Raw genomic sequence first — 18,229 nt, forward strand, 5'->3', positions numbered from 1 at the left:
GACAAAGCTCGCACCAAACTGGGGCGCGCCTATCCAGGCATACCCAAAGAGTCAAAATCACTGTGACGAGCTACTAGGCCGATTGTCGTAAGCAGCGACAGCGCCTTGAATGCCTTTACGTCGGTCATCAGTGGAACATCTGCACAGTGGAGGATTGATAGCCCTGTCCTGGCGTCAGGAAGCGCCTGAGTTGTTCTCGCCCCTGATCCTGAGCCGAGGCGCGCTGAGCCGCTTCCAGGCTTTGCGCCCTGCCCTGCGCCGCAGCGGCCGCCGTGAGATCGGCAAGTTGTTGCGCTTGAAGCGCGAGGATCTGGTTGCCGGCCTGAGTTGCCTGCAGAGCGCCGCTGGCGCCTTGACTTGATGTGACGAGCGCTGACGTCTGAATACGGTTGGTGTCGAGGTTGCCAACGATGCCCGCCTGGACACGAAGCGCGTCTTGCGTTGCCGCGTAAGTATTCTGCCACCGCGATTGAGCGTTGGTGACCAACACCTGGCTCGACTGGCTGCCAGTGGCCGGCGCGTAACTCGTTGAGAACGCGCGATCGATCTGCTGGACAAGTCGGATCGTAGCCATGTCGTTCTGTGAGCCAAGGAGTTGAGTGTTATAGTTGTCTTCCTAAGACCGCTTGGCCTCCCGACTTAGAATAAGGCAGGTTTGCCAGATTCCTGGCCTGATTGATCAGCACCTGCGCCTCGTTCTGCAACGAGGTGATCTGATTATTGATCTGCTGGAGCTCCCGCGCGGCCGTCAGGACGTTCTGAACGTAGTTGCTGGGATCAAAGACGATCAGTGCCCGTGCGGGTACCGAGGCGCCAAGTACCACCGCAAAGGTGCCAGCGGCTGCCAATAGGCCAAGAGGTCTCATAGCGATTTCTCCAGATTGATGAGATTGGGGATCAGATCTGTCGCCCATGCGACGCCACGGTGCTGGAGCCAGGCCGGCACGAAGCCGTCGGGTCCATGTTCGGCGATGAGCTGCGCGATGGCAGCCTGGTCTGTCTTGGAAGAGGCTGCGGTGAAGGCGAGCGCAACCTCCCCAAGACCGAGTTCGAACATCCGGTTGCCCCGACGCGACTGGCAATAGTAGTCGCGCTTTGGCGTTGCCCGGCTCAGAAGCTCGATCTGGCGGTCATTGAGGCCGAAGCGGCGATAGATGGCGGTGATCTGCGGCTCGATCGCCCGTTCATTCGGCAGCAACAGGCGCGTTGGGCAGCTTTCGATGATCGCCGGCGCGATCGCGGAACCATCGATGTCCGAGAGCGACTGGGTGGCGAAGACGACGGACGCGTTCTTCTTCCGGAGCGTCTTCAGCCATTCGCGAAGTTGGCCGGCAAAGTCCTCGTCGTCGAGGGCAAGCCAACCTTCATCGACAATCAGGAGTGTCGGCCGGCCATCGAGACGATCACCAATACGATGGAAGAGGTACGCCAGCACAGACGGCGCTGCAGTCGTTCCGATCAAACCTTCGGTCTCAAACGCCTGGACCGAGGCTTCGCCAAGGCGCTCGAATTCGGCATCAAGCAGGCGACCGGAGGGACCACCCAGACAATAAGGTTGCAGGGCACGTTTCAAAGAGTTCGATTGGAGCAGGACCGACAGGCCCGTCATGGTGCGCTCCTCCCTCGGCGCCGAAGCGAGAGATGTCAGCGCCGACCACAGGTGATCCTTGACCTCCGGGGTGATCTCGACCTTTTCCCGTGCCAGGATCGCGCCGATCCATTCCGTCGCCCATCCGCGCTCGGAAGGATCATCAATCCAGGCCAGCGGCTGCAGGGCGACGGGTTGTTCACTTCCGTCAGACAATGCGCCGCCGAGATCATGCCAATCACCGCCCATGGCGAGGGCGGCCGCGCGAATCGAACTACCGAAATCGAACGCAAAGATTTGAGAGTTCGGGTAACGGCGGAACTGCAGCGCCATCAGCGCGAGCAGCACTGACTTGCCAGCGCCTGTCGGCCCCACCACAAGGGTATGACCGACGTCGCCGACGTGGAGCGAGAATCGGAACGGCGTTGATCCCTCGGTCTTGCCGAACAAAAGCGGCGGACCCTTGAAGTGCAGATCCCTCGCCTCGCCCGCCCACACAGCCGACATCGGAATCATGTGAGCGAGGTTGAGGGTCGATACAGGTGGCTGCCGCACGTTCGCATAGACATGCCCCGGCAGACTGCCGAGCCAGGCTTCGACGGCGTTCACCGTCTCGATCATGCAGGTGAAATCGCGGCCCTGAATGACTTTCTCGACCAGCCGCAGCTTTTCGTCGGCAGCATTGGGATCGCGGTCCCAGACCGTAATGGTTGCTGTGACAAAGGCTTGTCCGATCTGATCCGACCCCAGTTCCTGCAACGCCGCGTCGGCGTCGATCGCCTTGTTGTGAGCGTCGGTATCGAGCAGCGTCGACGGCTCGTTGGTCATGACCTCCTTAAGGATGGTGCCGATGGACTTTCGCTTGGCGAACCACTGGCGACGAATCCTGGTCAGAAGCTTGGTGGCGTCGCTCTTGTCGAGCATGATCGCGCGCGTCGACCAGCGATATGAGAATGCCAGACGATTCAGGTCGTCCAGGATTCCCGGGGTCGTCGCGCCCGGAAAGCCGACAATCGTCAGAACCCGAATATTGGCTGCCCCCAACATCGGCTCAAGCCCACCGGTCAGCGGCTGGTCCGCCAACAGCGCATCGATGTACATGGGAATTTCGGGCACGCGAACGCGATGACGCTTGGTCGAAATCGTCGAGTGCAGGTAGGTCAGCGTGTCCTGATCATCGAGCCAAGCGCATTCCGGCATGAACCCTTCAACGAGCTGAAGCACGCGGTTGGTTTGATCGACAAACCCGCGGAGCATCTCGCGAGCGTCGCCCCCAACGGTCCGATCGCGCCCCTCATAGAGCAGTCGCTCCGCCCTGGCCGCTCCCTCCTCTGGCGGCAGATAGAGGAAGGTCAGGAAATAGCTGGACTCGTAGTGCGCACCCGCCTCCTCGAATTGTGCCCTGCGCTCGGCGTCGACCAGCGCAGACGCGACATCCGGAAAAGTGTTCGGTGGGTATGCCCCCGCAAAATGGCGCTGCGCCTCCACGAATACGGCCCAGCCCGATCCCAGGCGACGCAAGGCATTGTTCAAACGGCCGGCGACGGCGACAAGTTCGGCCGGCACCGCGCTGTCGAGATCGGGGCCGCGGAATTTCGCCGTCCGTTGGAACGAACCGTCCTTGTTCAGGATGATCCCCTCGTCGGCTAGCGCTGCCCAAGGCAGGAAGTCGGCAAGGCGAGCGTCGGAACGGCGATATTCGGCAAGATTCATCATAACCGGGCGCTCAAGTGTTGAGATGGCTGGGAATGCGCAGATGTCGGCGCACCACATCGACAAAAGCGGGATCACGCTTGGCGGCCCACACGGCAGCCATGTGCCCGATTAACCAGAGGACAAGACCCGCGATCCAGAGCCGCAGTCCGAGTCCAAGGGCTGCCGCAAGCGTGCCGTTGACGATCGCGACCGATCGCGGCGCGCCGCCCATCAGGATTGGCTCAGTGAGCGCGCGGTGAACAGGCACGACAAAACCTGCAACCTGATCGTCCATCAGATCACCACGCCGCCGCCGAAGGAGAAGAACGACAGGAAGAAACTCGAGGCGGCAAACGCGATCGACAGACCGAACACGATCTGGATCAGCCTGCGGAAACCACCTGACGAATCCCCAAACGCGAGCGTGAGTCCGGTCACAACGATGATGATGACGGCGATGATCTTGGCGACCGGTCCTTCCACCGACTGCAGGATCTGATTGAGCGGCTGCTCCCACGGCATGTTCGAACCGGCAGCCCATGCCGGCGCCGACGCCAAAAGAACCATGCCGGAGGCGGCGAGTAGAGCGGCGTCTCGAAGAGCTCGAAATTGCTGACGCATGTCAGTCTCCTGCTGATGAAATGTTGTAGTCGCCGGCGGCACCAAGCCCGGTTACGACGGCGAGCTCGGCGAGCCGACGGTCAGCACCGCGCCCCGCGAGCACGGCAACGAGGTTGATCGTCTCTGCAATCAGCGCACGCGGAACCGTGATGACGGCTTCCTGGATGAGCTGCTCAAGCCGCCGCAGCGCACCGAGTGCGGTGCCCGCATGAATAGTGCCGATGCCACCGGGATGTCCGGTGCCCCAGGCCTTGAGCAGATCGAGTGCTTCGGCACCGCGGACCTCGCCAACCGGGATACGATCAGGACGCAGTCGCAGCGAGGAGCGCACAAGATCTGACATGGTCGCCACGCCATCTTTGGTCCGCAGCGCCACCAGATTGGGCGCCTTGCATTGCAGTTCGCGCGTGTCTTCAATCAGAACGACCCGATCGGAGCTCTTTGCCACCTCGGCCAGTAGGGCATTCGTCAACGTTGTCTTGCCGGTCGACGTCCCGCCCGCGACGAGAATGTTCTTCCGTGCGGCGACCGCGCTCCTCAGGAACTTGGCCTGCTCCGAGGTCATGATCTCCTTGGCGACGTAGTCGTCGAGCGTAAACACCGCGACGGCGGGCTTGCGGATAGCAAAGGCCGGAGCTGCCACGACCGGAGGCAAAAGACCCTCGAAACGTTCTCCGGTCCCAGGCAGTTCGGCCGAAACTCGCGGCGAACCGGAATGCACCTCCGCACCTACGTGATGCGCCACCAGGCGCACGATGCGCTCCCCGTCTGCCGGCGACAGCATCTCGCCAGTGTCAATCAGGCCACTCGACAACCGGTCGATCCACAGCCGCCCATCCGGATTGAGCATTACCTCGATGATCGCTTCGTCTTCGAGGTAGCCGGCAACCGCGGACCCAAGCGCGCTGCGCAGCATTCGCGCACCACGCGAACTCGCTTCCGATTGAATGGAATGGATTGCCACCGTTCGCCCCCACCGAATGAGGCCTCCAAAGAGGGCCCTCAGATGGGGATGATTAGAAAAGGCACCGATGGACTTGGCGCAACAAGCGCTTTCGGTAATCGTAGACTGGCGTAGAAAAAGATAGACTGAGAACTGAACTTTTAGGTCTACTCAATCGTATCGCTTCGCCGCGAGTTGCTGCTCACCACTCCGCGTCGTCATCTGCGGGCAGGAGGATGACCGAGTTCTCGTACAAGCCAGCTGAGTCGACAGCGGTGGAAACAATAGCTGGCATGAAGAAAGGAATTGATCTCATCCATGAAACAAAAGATCGGCGCCAGGGCAGCGCGAACCAAGCCAACGCTGCGATTTGCAGTGCTACGTTGAGACCGAACGCAACTTGATAAGCTTGGACGGTCCTATGGCCATCATTTATGGACCATTGTTCCAGGACCAGACCCGTCGCATATTGGGCCAGAAATGCCCAGCCAAAATGCAAGACGTTCAAGGCCCCATTAGCGCGACCGGCAAGTTCCGGCGGATAGTAATCCGCTATCACCGCGAAGCTGACCACGGTTGCCGTTCCGACTATCGCGAGAACTGACCAGGGCAAGATGGACGGCAAAGGCACGCGCAGAACCAAGGTTAGCTCCGCTGTGATAAACAGTATTGCGACCGCCGCTAATATTGTCTCGGCCCCGAGACCTCTTCGTTTAATGTAATGAACAATCGTACCGAATAGCCAGGCTCCGCCACTAAGTACAATCGACATTATGAACAGCTGTCCTACGAGGCTCGCACGATCGAGACCTTCTACGTCCATCAGCCATGGTGAGGCCCACAATCCCTGTAGAGACCACGCCGAACCAACGCACGCCGCCGACAGCGGGGCAATACGCCAGAAACGTTTATCGCCGAGAACCACGCTAAGGTTGGCGGACATTGACGGGGTCGAAGGGACAACAGCTCGCTCGGGGACCACGACATAGATGAGCATGGCCGTCGCACCGGTAGCGGCCGCCAGGACCTCAAAGAGTTGCCGCCAGCCCATCAAGGTGAGTAGATGCTCGGCGGGAGCCGTGGCGGTTACCGCCCCCAGTGATCCGAGCATCACCATGTAGCTATTAAGCAGGGCAGATCGTTCTCTGGGGAACCAAAGGATTATGGATTTCAGGCCCGCCGTCAAAGCCGCTGCCACGCCCAGCCCGATCATCGCGCGTGCGATCAAGAATGACAGGAAACCCGTGGATACCGCGAACAGTCCAGCGCCCATTGCTGCAAGCAAGAGCAGCGCACTCTGGACGCGACGCGGACCAAAGCGGTCCAGCAAAATGCCAACTGGGATCTGGACCGCCGCGAGAACAAGGAAATAGACCGACGTAAGCAACCCGAGGTCGGCCGTCCCAAGCCCGGTATCCGAACTGAGACGACTGGCAATTAAGGCGTTGATCGTCCGAAACAGATACGAAAGATAGTATCCAGCAGCGAACGGGAAAAATACGCGCCCAGTGAGACGCCATGCCACTGAAATTTGCATGCTGGCCCTTCTTGCTCCTCAGCTCATTCGAGCCGATAGCGCGTCCAGCTTTTCATGGGCTTTTCTAAATTGCTGCGATCGTGGGCTGGCGTAGAAAAAGAAGGACTGGCGAAATAGTTTATCTACATGGTTCGATCAGGTTTCTTCGGCCGGTTCCTGACGGCCGATATCTTCTGGAATCTCGCGCAGAAAGCTTTGCCCCTTTTGTAAGCGGCGCCCGAGTGCCTCGACAAATCCCTCAAACCGTTCCCGGCCCTTTGCCTGCGCTGCAGCCTGCGCATCGTTGGGTAGCGGCGGCGTGATGGTCAGCCAGAAACGGATGAACAGGGCCAAGGTCTCGGCGGTCAACCCGACGTCACGTTCCAGCCGCTGCATCTGGCGGGAAAGCCGATCCAGGCGGCGGGTAAACGCCGCCTCCCGCCTGTCCGCTCCGTCCGGCGACAGAAACGAAGCAACCGCCGCTTCCACAATCGCAGACCGGGAAAGCTTCTTGCGATCGGCGAGCTCCGAGATCTGTTTCAGCAGCTCTGGTGGGAAGTAGACGTTCATCCGGTCGCGCATATTGCCTCAGAGCTCCATACCGTCATTCGGGTCCAGGGCGACTTGACGGGCGACACCGCGCATCTGTTGGCGTATGAGCCGGGATTGACGGACCGCATCCTCGTCATCGTCTAGAACGACAGCAAATTCCTCTGCTGGTGTCGGTTCGGTCGACTCCTTGGCGATCGCGACGTGATCGGGGAGTTCGGGCTCACGACGGAGTCCGCTGTTCGCCGTGTCTTCCTCGGCTTCCGCAGCTTTGTCAGTTGGACCTGCCGTCGCCTTCAGCGATCCGAGCGCTGACCATCCGTCTGTTCGCAATGATCGGCCGGCCGTCGCCGGATCAGGCGGCGGCAAAACCCGCTCGGTGAACCGCCGATCCTCGTAGTAGCGGACCTTCTTCGCCCGGATCGGCGGCGTACCCGCCACCATGACGATCTCGTCCATCGGCGGAAGTTGCATGATTTCCCCCGGGGTCAAGAGCGGCCTTGCTGTCTCCTGGCGGGAGACCATCAGGTGCCCCAGCCATGGGTTCAACCTATGACCGGCATAGTTCTTCATCGCTCTCATTTCGGTCGCCGTACCGAGCGCGTCGGACACACGCTTCGCTGTCCGCTCGTCATTGGTCGCGAAGCTGACTCGGACGTGGCAATTGTCGAGGATGGCGTTGTTTGGCCCGTAGGCCTTCTCGATCTGATTGAGCGATTGCGCGATCAAGAAACTCTTGATGCCGTACCCCGCCATGAAGGCAAGCGCGGACTCGAAAAAATCGAGGCGCCCGAGTGCGGGGAACTCGTCGAGCATCATCAGAACGCGATGCCGTCGGTCGCGGGCGTGCAGATCCTCGGTCAGGCGCCGGCCAATCTGGTTCAGCACCAGGCGGATCAACGGCTTGGTCCGCGAGATGTCAGACGGCGGCACCACGAGGTAGAGCGTCGTCGGATTCTGATCGGCGATCAGGTCGGCGATCCGCCAATCGCACCGGCACGTCACCCGGGCCACTACGGGATCGCGGTAGAGCCCGAGGAATGACATCGCGGTAGACAGGACGCCGGATCGCTCGTTCTCGGATTTGTTGAGGAGCTCGCGGGCGGTCGAAGCGACCACAGGATGGGCCCCCTGCTCGCCAAGATGCGCAGTGGTCATCATCGTTTTCAGCGTCGCCTCGATCGGCCGCTTCGGGTCGGACAGAAAGACGGCGACGCCAGCTAAGGTCTTGTCCGCCTCGGCGTAAAGGACGTGGAGGATGGCACCGACCAGGAGCGAATGACTGGTCTTCTCCCAATGGTTGCGCTTATCGAGCGAGCCTTCGGGGTCGACCAGAACATCGGCCACGTTCTGGACGTCGCGAACCTCCCATTCACCGCGCCTCACTTCGAGAAGCGGATTGTAAGCTGAGGACTTTGGGTTGGTCGGATCGAACAACAGGACGCGTCCATGCCGCGAGCGGAAGCCCGCGGTCAGTTGCCAGTTCTCGCCCTTGATGTCGTGAACGATGGCCGAGCCGGGCCAGACCAGCAACGAAGGAACGACAAGACCGACGCCCTTGCCGGAGCGGGTTGGTGCAAAGCACAAGACGTGCTCCGGTCCGTCATGGCGGAGGTAGTCGCGGTCGAGCTTGCCCAGCACCACACCATCCGGACCAAGAAGTCCGGCCGCTCGAACCTCCTCCAGACCAGCCCAGCGCGCCGAACCATAGGTCTCGACGTTCTTGGCTTCACGCGCGCGCCAGACTGACATACCGATCGCTGCCGCGATCGAAATGAAGGTTCCCGACGCCGCGATGAACGCACCCTCAACGAAGACCTGCGGCGCATACGCATCGTAGACGAACCACCACCAGAAGAAGACTGGCGGATAATAGATCTTGAAGCCTGACAGTTCGAACCAGGGGCGCCCAAGCTCCGGTTGCCAGGCGAGCCGCCAAGCCGTCCACTCAGTTGCTCCCCAGATGGCCAGCAAAACGATCAGGCCGACAACGATCACTTGCCCCCAGAGAATCTTGGTTCCGGACATCCCGAACGCCCTTCCGTAACTGATTGGAGAGATTGCTAGAGGCCGAGGTCGCGCTTCCGACCAAAGCCCCACTCGATGCCACCGCCGTCCTTCACGACGCCGGTGACGTGTTGGCCGAGCCTCTTTTCGAGGTCGCGCGACCAGGGCACGAGCTGGAAGCCGAGCCCATTATCGATCATGGCGAAACGTCCCGAGGTGAGCGTCAGCCGCTGGCGATACGTGCCTGCCACATGCTCCCCGGACGAGGCCTTCACATGAGGCAGGCCGGCGTCGGCCGAGACCTTTGCTGCTACCTCGTCCAGTTCGCGTCGGCGCAGCGTGTTCAGGAGGTCGCGCTGCAGGATGATGCGTTGGCCCTGCCGCCGCGCCAGGCCCTCCTGGATCAAATGCTCGGTACGGGCTTCCATGGCGTCACGGGTCTCGCGGCCGAATCCTCCCATGGCGAGCGGCATGGGGTCACGCTCGACCAGCCGGTGGTCGAGCCAGGTTGCCCCCTTCGCGGTGACCTGCTCACCAAGACCGAGATCAGAACGGGTCGCGAGCACCACGGTGGGATGGGGATCGCCGGCTTGACCGAAGCGTCGGACTTCGACGATGCCGCCGACCGGCGGTGCGTGGTCGAAAGCCTCGAGCCCCCGGAAGCGCACGTGGTGCGCGCGCCCGTCTGTTCCGTCGATCAGGGCATAGGCCTCGCCAGTCAGTTCGTCGTGCAATCCACGGTCAACCAGCTGTCCGATAATCTGGGACGTCGGCTGTCCGCTTTCGATGACGTAGTCGGCAACGCCACGCGCTTCCCCACGCTCGGTGAAAACGCGGTGCATGGTCTTGATGATGTCGCCGCGCATGCCGAGGTCGCGCAAGGTACGCTCGGCCTCGAGGCCGACCATCCATTCCCCTGGTGCGGCGGAGGCGGCAAGCCCCATCTTCTGCAGGTGTTGAAGGCGACCGACCATCAGGCGCCGGATCTCGCGATCGGACTTGCCGGGATTCTCTGGGCGAAGATCGATAGTGCCGGTCTCATCGGCTGCCAGCCGGATCTCCCGGTCGAGCCGCGTCCATCGTTCCGCCGTGACTTCCCTCTCCAGCGAGTTGCGGACCTCGTGCTCCGGTTTTGGCCCCAGTTCGATGGCGACCAGTTCCTCGGCGCGTGAGCGCAGGCCCTGGCTGATGTAGTCGCGGGAGATCACGAGGTCCACCCCTTCCTCATCTACGCCCCGAACGAGAAGATGGACGTGAGGGTTTTCAGTATTCCAATGGTCGACGGCCACCCAGTCGAGCCGCGTGCCGAGATCGGTCTCCATCTGCCTGGCGAGATCGCGGGCAAAGGCCTTCAGGTCGGTCATATCGCCGGCATCCTCTGGCGAGACGATGAACCTGAAATGATGGCGGTCGTCCTTGCACCGTTCTGCGAAAGCCGCGCCGTCAGCACGATCGCTGCCGGCATCAAACATCTCGGCCCGCTCACCGCTCCGGGTCGCACCGTCGCGTTTCAGATAAGAGAGATGGGCGGTCAGTGGCGCCGAACGGAAGGCACGCCCTTTGTGACGAACCACGCGCGCCTTCACCACGACGCGCCGGGTCGGGCTGAACAATCTAGCGCGACTAAAGGCGAGCCGGCCGCGGCCAAACGTCGAGCGCCCATAGGCCACGGAGCGTCTGCCAGCCGCAGCCTGCCCCGAGCTGTGACCGGCTTTCTTCGCGGCACGTAGCACCTGGTTGATGAAGCTCTTTTGCTTCGGCGCACGGGTACTGCGGATGCGCCCAGGCCGAATGCGCAGGTCACTGTCGCGCACGCTCACGGAAGGGCCTCCCAACGATCAAAAGCGCCTACAGTGCCGAAAACGCCTTTGATTGCATTCGTCAAAATGCAAGGCGCGGCACGCGCCCCGACCGACCGGCACGCCGGAACCCAAGCCATGTCAATGGCTTGCGGTTCGGCCGGCGAGGCCCTTTTATCTCGCCGTCCAGCTGTCGTGCTTGTGCGCTCTCCTCGCTCTTTCGCCAATTGCTCGCTGTTGCACGCCATGGCTTGCGAACCTGCCGATATGGTCATTGCGATCCTCCCGCCTTCGACCCAGGGACGAACACACCAATAGGCCGGGGGACCATGGGCGAGACATCGTGCACCGAGATTGCAGCCTTGGCGCCGCTCGAAGGCATGAGCTCTGCCGATCGATCGCGCATTCTCGTCAGATCAACCCATGCGACGAACAACGTTTCAGCCGTCGATGGACGCCTGCCGGCGGTCCTCGCCGCAGGCAATTCGATGCCAAGCAGAGTTGCAAGCTTTGCCACATACGCTTGCGTCTCGGCTGGCAAAGCGTCGCCCGCAAGAAGCGCTTCATAGCGAGATGGTCCCGCGTTGTACGCCGCAAACATACCGGGCGAGCCATAGCGATCGAGCAATTCACGCAGATACGCAGCCCCAGCCAGAATGTTGTCGTGTGGATCGTAAGGATTGCTGCCTAGACTATAGCGCTTGCGAAATTCCCCCCAGGTCGCCGGCATGATTTGCATCAGGCCAATTGCGCCCTTGGGCGATCTGGCATGCACGTCTCCCGCGCTTTCGACGCTCAGCACCGAACGTATCCATGCTGACGGGATCGCAAAGCGTTGTGCGGCTTCGTCGATGAAGCCCGCGAACGGGTGTGTGCCCTGACGGATCGCCGGAAATGCGATCGGCCCGTCCTCAGCTGAAGCAGCATTGCCCGATGCGGTCAGAAGGAGCACCAGGGGCACCACACGCGCGACGGATCGAGCCAAGCAGGCCACCGTGCTCGCGCCCGTCCAGGGTAAAGCTGCTTCGTGCCGGCCGCTCGGCCGGCCTTGACCACCCCTGCGCGCGTCGACCTTGATGTCGATCGGAACGGGGGAATGGTCCCGCAATGGACCGAACAAAGGAATGGCGGCGAGGTGAACACGTGGAACACGCACGCTCATTCCTCCCGCATCCAGACTGGGAACGCACGTCCGATTACGGCGGAAGCCGGGATAAATCCAAAATATCGACCGTCCAGGGAGTCGCTGGACTGCCAGTTCATCAGAAAGAGTTCGTCTTTGCCGACGACGCGACAGCCCTGCCATTTCGGCAGCGGCCGGCCGCGTCCGTCGCGATCGCGGGCCTCGCCGACTGTAATGTCATCAACCGAAATCGTGAGGCCGGATCTGCAGACAGTCTGTCCGGGCAGCGCGAGCACCCGTTTAAGCATTGGGACGCCGATGGGCAGATAGCCGTTAAGGTCGAGGAAGGTCGCAAGCGGCTCTGGCGGCTGAACGGCGACCAGTTCGGTAACCTGGAAGCCCGTTGCCGGTCGTAAACGATAAAGACCGGTTGGCACGCTCGTCGATGCATTCCAGATGTAGAGGGGAAGCGGCTCCAGAGCGATAGTCCCGACCAGCGCAGCGGCGACCCCAAACGTCGTTGTCAACGTCATCATGCGGCGTCTCATCGCGTCACTCTCCGGCGATGGAGCCACGCTTGGTGGCGGGTTTTCGTGTAGGGACGCGGGTTTTCATTGACGGATAGGCGGTTGTGGACGTGATGCCAGTGATCTGGAGCGACGTCGGCGGGATCGATGCTGAGCGCCTCGACTGCGTCGATCATCTGCAGCACGCGTTCGACCTTTGGCCAGCCGGAGAGCCGCAGCAAAATTTCTCCGCCGGGCTTCACATAGGGCACAGTCGAGCAGCGTTGTCCCGGCGCGACCGAGCGCAAGATGTCGATCCGCGAAATGATCGTACCGAAGTCGTTGGAGGTCCAACGGACAAATGCAAAGATGCTGTCAGGCGCGAATGATAGGACGCGCCGATGACGATCAATCTTCCGTTCCTCGACGATACGACCGAACCGAATGCGGTTTTCGATTCGCTTTTCGAGCCACAGCAGTTCCACTTCGGTGAGATCGCTCATGCTGCCGCTCCCCGACGCTCGAGCTGGGAGCCGTATGCTTTGAGTGTCGTTAAGCACGCGTGACGCTCCTGAAGGTTAGCAGGACTGGCGCCGTGACGTTGCCAGTCACCTCTCATGCAAGTCGTGGTCTGATCCGCTACACGGAATCCGGAGCATTTTCGGGTAATCGGGGTACTGACTTGTGCCCCCTCGCCGGCCGCATTGCGGCGACGACGCCTCACAATGATTCGCGAACGGAACGCGCGGCGCGCGACGCCGATCGACGGAGAAAGCGAACGGCGGACTTCTATCCAGGTCCTGACGCCTCGCTGGAGGCGACGAACATTTGCGTGGTGGATGGTAACGGCAAGCTCGTCCGGGGGACGACACTTGAGAGGGCCCCTGACGCAATCGAGCTGGTCCTGGCAGAGTGAGGAATCCACCTCAAGCGCGTCGACCTGGAAGCGTTCTCGTACAGCGCATGGCTGTTCACGGCGCTCGTCCAAAGGCGCCTCCCCGCGCTTTGCATCGAGACGCGCCATGCCGAGGCGGCGCTGAACGCGACCTACCGGAACGACACCAAAGATATTGCGCAGATGATGCGGACCGGCTGGTTCCGCGCAGTCCACGTCAGGCCGGAGAGCGTGCAAACGTTGCGGGCGCTGCGGGTCGGGCGGACGGCGCTGCTCTGCAAGCTGCTGGATATGGTGAACGCGATCCGCGACTCGTTGCGCACGTTCGGGCTCAAGGTCGGCGACGTATCGGCAGGCCGCCTTGAAGCCATCAAGCATTGCGCTTGTTAGCCTGACCGCCCATTCTCCTGATTCCGGCATGTGGTGGCTTTGGTGCCAACCACGTATGTCGCCGAGTTCTCCTCGACGAGCGAGCTGCCGCAAGGGAACACAAGGAATGTAATACGGTGACGCCGACCTTGGTGATCGCGCGGTATTACGTGCGACCGCATCTGTAGGTTCGAGAAACGAGTTGCATTGCAGGAAAGCGTGGCGCGTGGGAGAGCAAGTGCAAGAGGCATCGCTGCCGGCGTGGCCAGCTTGTTCAAAAAAAGTTGGGGTTAGTAGGTTAGTGAAGTGAGCGCGGTCGTAAAGCGCGGAGAAGCAAGCAATTAAGCTCAATTTCGGACCTCGACCGCAGGAGGATTGGGTTCCCGAGGGCACGAGGGTAGCGGTCCTCGATAGCACGAGTTGATTCACAGATTGTTCTCCGAATTTGGAATGAGACCGCGCATGCGCAGGCACGCCGTGAAGGGACCACCAAGCTTCGGTACGAAGTTCAACCGCTCGGTACCGTTCGGATTGCGCGTGAGCACAAGCTGATAGCCGGGAAATGTCTGGCGTTGGACGATCTGCCATACGGCGTCGGCAAAGTGCTTGAGCTCCAAGAGAATGCCGGACTTGGCATGGAAATCCACAAAGGTCGGGAAGCTCGAGCCGCCGTGGTGGCGCCCACTGTGCTTGCGCACGAGCGAGTAAAGGCGATGGTCGAGTCCGCCTGTCAGGTTGAAATAGGGTGCGACCGATCGTCAGCACGAGCCCGTGATCAACCACACCCGTATAGAACCAATCAGGCAGGATCAGCTCGAGACCGACGCGAATTACGATCGTGCCGGCACAGAAATCGATTGGAACGATGCGATTTGTCTTTGCGCGTGAGAAGAAAGGATAAGCCACGAGATCCTGCGCATCGCGCGGCGCGAGATTGGTAGGATGGGCGCGAAACGGGGCAAGCTGCTCGCGCTCTGAACGGCGGCGGTGCGCCGAGGATTTGCTAACGGACATTGCTTAGCGCCGCTCTTTACCTGCATAAGGAATTGGCGCATGCCGTTTTGCGGGCAGTACGGTGCCGGTACCGGGATCGGAAGTCGATTTCTTCTTGCCCAGTTCGGCCCAGGCTGTCAGGTCAGCTACCGAGTAGACCACACGCCCACCGATCTTGTGATATTCCGGGCCAGTTCCGTACGTTCGATGTTTCTCCAAAGTGCGGCCGGACAAACTCAAAAAGCGCGCGGCTTCGGACGTTCGTAGGTAACGCGGCGTCTTACCCGCGTTCGGATCGGACATTTGAAAAGCTCCGTGATCGTCTGGAGCGCGAACGAGGTTCGCCGCGCGTCGACGGCCACCATCGCGGAGTAGCAGCGCTTAGGGGGATGCCGAAGATGACGGAGTGATTTTCGATACCCCTACGGAAGGCCTATTCGTCCTCGCGCCCGGGCCACAGAAGCTTGCGATAGAAGCCGCCCACCAGCGATTGCGCGGGCGAGCGCGCGGATAGCAGAGCTCGGGCGCTTGCCCCTTCTATTTGGACGATTGATCCCAAGCTTGAGCTTTTCGCGCGGCCGTTCATCGTGCGCCAGAGTAACTGGACTACATATGCCCGTTAGTCGCCATCAAACGTCAACTCGGCTGCGTATGACGAACCGACTACCGGCGGCTCCCTGGACCAGATGCGGTGCTCCACCGAATCGACGCGCAGAACCGCAGTCCACTCATTGGGCGCGACGCACCTGCCCGGCCGCAAGATCGAACCGTAGCCGAGACGCTGAACTTGCGAGAAATGCGGCCGCTGCGATCAAGATCGGCCGCGCTCATAGCGTCGCCGGAGCCGGTAGGGTCGTTCGACAACAATAGGAACGATCGCTCGGCTCAGCTCCCGTATAGCGCTGGATTCAAGGAGATCATGGCTGAAAATCCGCGTCGGAAATACGACGATCTACTTATTACGCAGGAGGAGCGAGCGGGTTTAAGCCGCCCAAGCACTGCAATCTCTCAGCAAGCACTGCCGTGCTCGGACAGATTGCTGAAGCGTCGGGATCGAACCGGGGGCCTGCTCAAGAGCGCCGCGCGGCCTGGCAATCGTAAGCCGCCTCAGTCCAGTTGCGAAGCGCCCCGCCAGGTGGCGGGGCGCAGCACTCGGCTCAACTCACTCGCCGTTCTTGCGCGGCCGCGACCACAGCAGCGTGTAGCCCTCGCCGCCTTCGTCGTCGAACAGGTTCGCGTAGATCGGTGCGTTGAAGGAGGGATCGTCGAGCTTGAGCGAGAGGTAATCGCGGCCCTCTTCGGAGCGCTTCGACCAGGCGGCGCCGATCTCAGCCCGGCCCACATAGATGCGGTGGCTCGGAGCGTTGTCGTTGGAGCGGTTGGTCTCGGCGACGATACGGACGCCCCTGGCTTGCAGACTCAGGGTGACGATCTCGCCCTGGAAATCGTTGCCGACCTTCTTGAAAGAACCGATGTTAGCCATGTCACTTCTCCTGTTGTGTTTCGAGCCCGCGACCACCGCGGCCTCGATGGCGATCTAAAGGCCGAAGACGATCGGCGACGCACCCCTCGCGGGCCGGAGCGCAGCGGAGGACGCCGTTGTGGCGACTTTCTTGCCTCGCGAGGAATGGGCTTTAGCCCAGGGGAAGAAAGTCGCATCAACGGCGTTGCGGCTCAGACGATCGAGGCGAAGCCGGTCTTCGGCCAGATCAAGCCATCAAGGAGGCCACGTGCGTCCGCGTGCTGAACCGCAATCTCAAGGAGAAGACTGGCGAATCTCGGTCGAGCTGCACAAGATGTCGGAAGGATTCAGCGAAGAGAAAGAAACAATCTGCCGCGAAGGGCGGTATCGTCCACGAAAGAACCATCGATAGCGACGCCACGCGCCGCCGCGACCACGTGGGCCGGGCGGGGATCGCCAGCCTGGTCGAAGCGCTCCGAAGAGAGCCGCGATTACCTCTCGCTCTAGGTCCCTTGACCCACATTCAATATGCCGATCCAGGCGAACCCGTTCGACGAGGACGCTGACGAAGGATCATCCCTCGTGCGTGGCGGCCGCAAGAACGGTTGAGACGGGTTGCTCCACCAGCCTAGCCGGCTCGAACAGGCGGGCCTCTGCGAGCAAGAACCGTCAAGCGCGTCCACCTCGTGCCGCCAATGCAAAACGCGCCCAAGCAGGCGAAGGCCTCACGCCAGGCCAGCGACGGCACCGCGATCTGGGACAGGGCGAACACCACATTGTAGCCGGCGATGGCAGCTGGAACGGCGAATATGGTCGCAATCACGAGGCGCAGAGCCAGCGATCGGGTAACGGCGAAGGCGACCTCACCGGCGGCAAGTGTCAGCGCGCCGGCCACACTTCCGACGAGCAGCGCGCCGATGACGCCGGCGCCACCGTGGAACGCTATCATCCCGCAAATGAGTGCGACGAAAAACGGCAAGGCATGCACTGCCAGCACGAACATCGCCCAGCAGAACAAGCCGATGCCGAGCGCATTGAGAACAAGCCCAAGGGCGGGCATGGTGGCGGCTCCATTTGCATGGGTTTGCAAGTCGCGCCTTCCACCACCACCACAGCGCAACTTCGGATATAAAGTCTGAACGAGGCGGAGTTGCGGCGCGCACAACTCCGCTTTGATGGTAGGAGACAAGAAGACGGCGCTCACGCGCCGCCGAACCTCCAAACGGGGATGCCGAAACGCTTCGCCTTGTCGGCGAGATTGTCCTGGATCCCTGTACCCGGAAAGTGCATGACGCCGATCGGCAACAGTTCGAGCATGGCGTCATTGCGCTTGAAGGGTGCCGCCTTGGCGTGCTTCGTCCAGTCGGGCTTGAAAGCGATCTGGGGCACCTTGCGGGTGGTCGCCCATTTGGAGGCGATCAGTTCGGCCCCTTTGGGCGAGCCGCCATGGACCAGGACCATGTCAGGATGCTTGGCATGAACCTTGTCGAGGCGATCCCAGATGAGGCGATGGTCGTTGAAGTCGAGCCCGCCGGTGAGCGCGATCTTCACTCCCTTCGGCAACATGACCTCGGTTTCGGAACGACGCTTGGCGGCGATGAAGTCGCGGGAGTCGATCATCGCTGCGGTGAGCGTGCGGTGGTTGACCAGCGAGCCCGACCGAGGACGCCAGGATGAACCGGTGTGGACTTCAAATCGTTCGATCGCCTGGTCGCGGAAGAGTTCGAAGCAATTTCGGCGCTCGATCAGCGTGACGCCCTCACCGGTCAGGCGCTCGAGCTCAACCGATCGGACCTCGGACCCGTTCTGCTCTCGCTGGCTCTTGTGCTGCGCTTGTTCATTGTCGTCGAGCTGGCGTTCGATGCGGTCGACGGCACGATGAAACAGGTTGACAGTCGACCAAAGGAGATCGTCGAGGTCCGGCTCAAGCCGCGTATCGCTCAGAGTGGCAACCAAGGCGTCAAACAGATCGATGACGGCGCCGGCGATCATCTTGCCCTCGGGAAGAGGTCTTGGATCTGGCTGGTCGTCGAAGGGACGATAGCCGAAGAGTTGCAATTCGCTCAGGACGTGGTCGGTCGGAGACTGTGCCGGTTCAATGTCGTCATGGTCGGTCATGGGAAGAGGTCCTTTGCCGGATTGGCCGCGCCCATCGCGGCCTTC

General features: G+C 61.4%; 16 protein-coding genes and 2 pseudogenes. 1 reads left to right on the forward strand and 17 read right to left on the reverse strand.

Features of this window, described 5'->3' with window-relative positions:
* Window positions 1-127: 127 nt before the first annotated feature.
* The 12 genes and pseudogenes from trbJ to Q2M23_RS38780 form a co-directional block, all read right to left on the reverse strand.
* A pseudogene (trbJ, locus tag Q2M23_RS38725) lies at window positions 128-866 on the reverse strand (P-type conjugative transfer protein TrbJ).
* Window positions 863-3,304 carry a conjugal transfer protein TrbE gene (gene trbE, locus Q2M23_RS38730; RefSeq protein ID WP_316398857.1) on the reverse strand — a complete coding sequence of 814 codons (2,442 nt, stop codon included), beginning with the start codon at window positions 3,302-3,304 and terminating at the stop codon, window positions 863-865. The pseudogene trbJ and the gene trbE overlap by 4 nt, the downstream one beginning before the upstream one ends.
* Before the next feature lie 10 nt (window positions 3,305-3,314).
* Window positions 3,315-3,578, reverse strand: coding sequence for a VirB3 family type IV secretion system protein (locus Q2M23_RS38735; protein WP_069279432.1), 264 nt, complete (start codon window positions 3,576-3,578; stop codon window positions 3,315-3,317).
* On the reverse strand, window positions 3,578-3,904 hold the full coding sequence (locus tag Q2M23_RS38740; protein WP_092090260.1) for a TrbC/VirB2 family protein: 327 nt from the start codon (window positions 3,902-3,904) through the stop codon (window positions 3,578-3,580). The genes Q2M23_RS38735 and Q2M23_RS38740 overlap by 1 nt, the downstream gene beginning before the upstream one ends.
* Before the next feature lies 1 nt (window position 3,905).
* The gene (gene trbB / locus Q2M23_RS38745) at window positions 3,906-4,820 is read right to left on the reverse strand and encodes a P-type conjugative transfer ATPase TrbB (RefSeq protein WP_316398858.1); all 915 of its coding nucleotides are present in this window, start codon (window positions 4,818-4,820) and stop codon (window positions 3,906-3,908) included.
* A 229-nt stretch (window positions 4,821-5,049) separates the two neighbouring features.
* Complete coding sequence (locus Q2M23_RS38750; protein ID WP_316398859.1) at window positions 5,050-6,384, reverse strand: MFS transporter; 1,335 nt, start codon at window positions 6,382-6,384, stop codon at window positions 5,050-5,052.
* A 135-nt stretch (window positions 6,385-6,519) separates the two neighbouring features.
* Window positions 6,520-6,945, reverse strand: a complete 426-nt coding sequence (locus tag Q2M23_RS38755) for a CopG family transcriptional regulator (protein WP_316398860.1) — start codon at window positions 6,943-6,945, stop codon at window positions 6,520-6,522.
* Window positions 6,946-6,951: 6 nt separating this feature from the next.
* Complete coding sequence (locus Q2M23_RS38760; protein ID WP_316398861.1) at window positions 6,952-8,940, reverse strand: conjugal transfer protein TraG; 1,989 nt, start codon at window positions 8,938-8,940, stop codon at window positions 6,952-6,954.
* Between the two features lie 35 nt (window positions 8,941-8,975).
* Complete coding sequence (locus Q2M23_RS38765; protein ID WP_316398862.1) at window positions 8,976-10,739, reverse strand: relaxase/mobilization nuclease domain-containing protein; 1,764 nt, start codon at window positions 10,737-10,739, stop codon at window positions 8,976-8,978.
* Window positions 10,740-10,989: 250 nt separating this feature from the next.
* Window positions 10,990-11,880, reverse strand: coding sequence for a lytic transglycosylase domain-containing protein (locus Q2M23_RS38770; protein ID WP_316398863.1), 891 nt, complete (start codon window positions 11,878-11,880; stop codon window positions 10,990-10,992).
* A complete protein-coding gene (locus Q2M23_RS38775) occupies window positions 11,877-12,389 on the reverse strand; it encodes a S26 family signal peptidase (protein ID WP_092090266.1) in 513 nt (170 codons plus the stop codon). The genes Q2M23_RS38770 and Q2M23_RS38775 overlap by 4 nt, the downstream gene beginning before the upstream one ends.
* The gene (locus Q2M23_RS38780; RefSeq protein ID WP_069279424.1) at window positions 12,386-12,850 is read right to left on the reverse strand and encodes a DUF2840 domain-containing protein; all 465 of its coding nucleotides are present in this window, start codon (window positions 12,848-12,850) and stop codon (window positions 12,386-12,388) included. The genes Q2M23_RS38775 and Q2M23_RS38780 overlap by 4 nt, the downstream gene beginning before the upstream one ends.
* A gap of 575 nt (window positions 12,851-13,425) precedes the next feature.
* On the opposite strand from Q2M23_RS38780, the gene Q2M23_RS38785 reads away from it, so the two are divergent.
* Window positions 13,426-13,632, forward strand: a complete 207-nt coding sequence (locus Q2M23_RS38785) for a hypothetical protein (RefSeq protein WP_092090267.1) — start codon at window positions 13,426-13,428, stop codon at window positions 13,630-13,632.
* Window positions 13,633-14,036: 404 nt separating this feature from the next.
* Here Q2M23_RS38785 and Q2M23_RS38790 read toward each other — a convergent pair.
* The 5 genes and pseudogenes from Q2M23_RS38790 to Q2M23_RS38810 form a co-directional block, all read right to left on the reverse strand.
* Window positions 14,037-14,625 (reverse strand): annotated as a pseudogene (locus tag Q2M23_RS38790) (replication initiator protein A).
* Window positions 14,626-14,628: 3 nt separating this feature from the next.
* Complete coding sequence (locus Q2M23_RS38795; RefSeq protein ID WP_081334860.1) at window positions 14,629-14,907, reverse strand: helix-turn-helix transcriptional regulator; 279 nt, start codon at window positions 14,905-14,907, stop codon at window positions 14,629-14,631.
* 859 nt (window positions 14,908-15,766) lie between these two features.
* Window positions 15,767-16,087 carry a DUF736 domain-containing protein gene (locus tag Q2M23_RS38800; protein WP_018458991.1) on the reverse strand — a complete coding sequence of 107 codons (321 nt, stop codon included), beginning with the start codon at window positions 16,085-16,087 and terminating at the stop codon, window positions 15,767-15,769.
* A gap of 607 nt (window positions 16,088-16,694) precedes the next feature.
* The gene (locus tag Q2M23_RS38805) at window positions 16,695-17,270 is read right to left on the reverse strand and encodes a hypothetical protein (protein ID WP_316398864.1); all 576 of its coding nucleotides are present in this window, start codon (window positions 17,268-17,270) and stop codon (window positions 16,695-16,697) included.
* On the reverse strand, window positions 17,267-18,184 hold the full coding sequence (locus tag Q2M23_RS38810; protein ID WP_316398872.1) for a DUF2493 domain-containing protein: 918 nt from the start codon (window positions 18,182-18,184) through the stop codon (window positions 17,267-17,269). The genes Q2M23_RS38805 and Q2M23_RS38810 overlap by 4 nt, the downstream gene beginning before the upstream one ends.
* Window positions 18,185-18,229 lie beyond the last annotated feature (45 nt).

The organism is Bradyrhizobium sp. 33ap4, from assembly GCF_032654765.1.
In the GTDB taxonomy this organism is placed as follows: domain Bacteria; phylum Pseudomonadota; class Alphaproteobacteria; order Rhizobiales; family Xanthobacteraceae; genus Bradyrhizobium; species Bradyrhizobium australafricanum.

Bases quoted from the DNA above. Each gene is read 5' to 3' on its own strand.
- trbE (WP_316398857.1), bottom strand. From the start codon at position 3,304: ATGATGAATCTTGCCGAATATCGCCGTTCCGACGCTCGCCTTGCCGAC.
- Q2M23_RS38775 (WP_092090266.1), bottom strand. From the start codon at position 12,389: ATGAGACGCCGCATGATGACGTTGACAACGACGTTTGGGGTCGCCGCT.
- Q2M23_RS38760 (WP_316398861.1), bottom strand. From the start codon at position 8,940: ATGTCCGGAACCAAGATTCTCTGGGGGCAAGTGATCGTTGTCGGCCTG.
- Q2M23_RS38795 (WP_081334860.1), bottom strand. From the start codon at position 14,907: ATGTCCGATCCGAACGCGGGTAAGACGCCGCGTTACCTACGAACGTCC.
- Q2M23_RS38755 (WP_316398860.1), bottom strand. From the start codon at position 6,945: ATGCGCGACCGGATGAACGTCTACTTCCCACCAGAGCTGCTGAAACAG.
- trbB (WP_316398858.1), bottom strand. From the start codon at position 4,820: ATGCTGCGCAGCGCGCTTGGGTCCGCGGTTGCCGGCTACCTCGAAGAC.
- Q2M23_RS38770 (WP_316398863.1), bottom strand. From the start codon at position 11,880: ATGAGCGTGCGTGTTCCACGTGTTCACCTCGCCGCCATTCCTTTGTTC.
- Q2M23_RS38735 (WP_069279432.1), bottom strand. From the start codon at position 3,578: ATGGACGATCAGGTTGCAGGTTTTGTCGTGCCTGTTCACCGCGCGCTC.
- Q2M23_RS38750 (WP_316398859.1), bottom strand. From the start codon at position 6,384: ATGCAAATTTCAGTGGCATGGCGTCTCACTGGGCGCGTATTTTTCCCG.
- Q2M23_RS38780 (WP_069279424.1), bottom strand. From the start codon at position 12,850: ATGAGCGATCTCACCGAAGTGGAACTGCTGTGGCTCGAAAAGCGAATC.
- Q2M23_RS38740 (WP_092090260.1), bottom strand. From the start codon at position 3,904: ATGCGTCAGCAATTTCGAGCTCTTCGAGACGCCGCTCTACTCGCCGCC.
- Q2M23_RS38810 (WP_316398872.1), bottom strand. From the start codon at position 18,184: ATGACCGACCATGACGACATTGAACCGGCACAGTCTCCGACCGACCAC.
- Q2M23_RS38800 (WP_018458991.1), bottom strand. From the start codon at position 16,087: ATGGCTAACATCGGTTCTTTCAAGAAGGTCGGCAACGATTTCCAGGGC.
- Q2M23_RS38785 (WP_092090267.1), top strand. From the start codon at position 13,426: ATGATGCGGACCGGCTGGTTCCGCGCAGTCCACGTCAGGCCGGAGAGC.